At 27.2% G+C, this 1,732-nt stretch carries 2 protein-coding genes; both read right to left on the bottom strand.

Annotated elements, in window-relative coordinates:
* Positions 1-108: 108 nt before the first annotated feature.
* Entirely contained in the window at positions 109-873 is a 765-nt protein-coding gene (locus tag C8P67_RS20080) for a hypothetical protein (RefSeq protein ID WP_115814982.1), read from the bottom strand.
* Between the two features lie 183 nt (positions 874-1,056).
* The gene (locus tag C8P67_RS20075; RefSeq protein WP_115814981.1) at positions 1,057-1,590 is read right to left on the bottom strand and encodes a hypothetical protein; all 534 of its coding nucleotides are present in this window, start codon (positions 1,588-1,590) and stop codon (positions 1,057-1,059) included.
* Positions 1,591-1,732: the final 142 nt, after the last annotated feature.

The following is a 1,732-nucleotide window of genomic DNA, read 5'->3' as shown; positions in this document are numbered from 1 at the left end:
ACTAAATTAAGCTCATTCTTCGGATTTGCCAAATCATTCAAATACAAAACCATTTTTCCATTAAGCCTATTGCCCAAATCCGTTGTAGTAGCTGTTAGCCGTTCGGTTTTATAAATTCAATGGAGTAAAACCCCAATCTTGTCTATAGCATTTTACGTCATAACCTTTAGTTTTTTCATTGTAATTTACTTGATATATTCTCGCATTTCTTCTGTCAAAATAACAATTATAATTATATATGAAATCTTCTGGATGCCATTCACTTTTCATTTTTTCATAATTTTTTCGAAGTCTTACAAATGCAGAATCATAAACTTCATTTGGTAGATTTGAATTTGAAATTATCGTTCTATAAATAAGTAGGCTATCTTTTTCTTCTAAATTTTCAGTACTCAATAGCGATTGAAATAGTTCATTTACCACTTCATATTTTAAGTTTTTGTCTTTTAAATGATTTTTAGGTGCAGGAAATATGCTCAACGCTTTATTTAATTCCACTTTAAAAGTTGATGTTATTTTACTTACGTTTTTTATTGGCTTATCAAATGGAAATTCCCAATAATCTTTGTATTTATTGTTAAAAAATGGAATTGACGAACATTCTTTTTTTGAATTAATCAGAACAATTATTTGTTGTTTATCGTTTATGCTGTCTGATTCAGAAAATAATTGAATTTCAAAATCAAATTCTCCATTTTTTACACTTTTAACAAGTTTGTAATCATTTCCGAATGTTTTCTTGCCAGTTTTTAATTGAGGAAATCTTTCAATTATTTTTTGAATTGATTTTTCAACTTTTGTATCGTTCTTTTCAGAACAACCAATTGTTATAATGATGAAAAATAAATAAAAATAATAATTTTGATTTCTCATTTTGTTCGTTTTTACTGCGTTCTGCTAAACTGACGGCTAACGTTCTGGTACTACAGCGGGTTTGGGACTAAATTAAGCCCATTCTTCGGATTTGCCAAATCATCCAAATACAAAACCATCTTTCTATTAAGCCTATTGCCCAAATCCGTTGTAGTAGCTGTTGGTGGCTGGATTTATTATAGATTATTGGTATTCATTCAAAGATTCAGTGTTTATTTCTCCAATACAATTCTTTGTTGTAGAAGCGTAATTTTTATAGAAAACCCAATATGTTGTTTTTTTAGTGAAATCACGAAGCAATATTAATTTAATTATTTCATTTCTGTTTTTTATTTTCACATTAATTTCTAATGACCCCGTACTTCTTTCACCTGTTTCTTCTTTAATATTTTTTAGTGCAACTATTAAATTATCATTTTTTCTGATTGTATCATTTATGATTAAAGTAAATTTTTTGTCATTCAGTTTTTCAATTTTATCTTTTATTTCTGTTCTACATAATTTACTTTCATAAAAACTTAAACTAAAAATTGAAATAAATGATATTATTACCACAATTACGGAAATTCCAAAATATTTATTTTCTATAAAATAACTTAACGGAGCTCGTTTTCCATAATATAATTGATATCGAATTATAAAACCACAAAGTATGAGGAAAGATATAATTGCAATTATGGAAAGATAATAAAGTAAAGTTTCAATTATTTGAATCATATTTTAGAGTACATTTTCTTTTAGAATTTTGGTGCAATCTAGCCACCAACGTTCTGGTACTACAGCGGGTTTGGGACTAAATTAAACCCATTCTTCGGATTTGTCAAATCATTCCAAATACAAAACCATCTTTCTATTAAGC

Source organism: Flavobacterium aquicola (genome assembly GCF_003385115.1).
Lineage (GTDB): Bacteria > Bacteroidota > Bacteroidia > Flavobacteriales > Flavobacteriaceae > Flavobacterium > Flavobacterium aquicola.
This window is presented reverse-complemented; position numbering and strand designations above follow the sequence as displayed.

Bases quoted from the DNA above. Each gene is read 5' to 3' on its own strand.
- C8P67_RS20075 (WP_115814981.1), bottom strand. From the start codon at position 1,590: ATGATTCAAATAATTGAAACTTTACTTTATTATCTTTCCATAATTGCA.
- C8P67_RS20080 (WP_115814982.1), bottom strand. From the start codon at position 873: ATGAGAAATCAAAATTATTATTTTTATTTATTTTTCATCATTATAACA.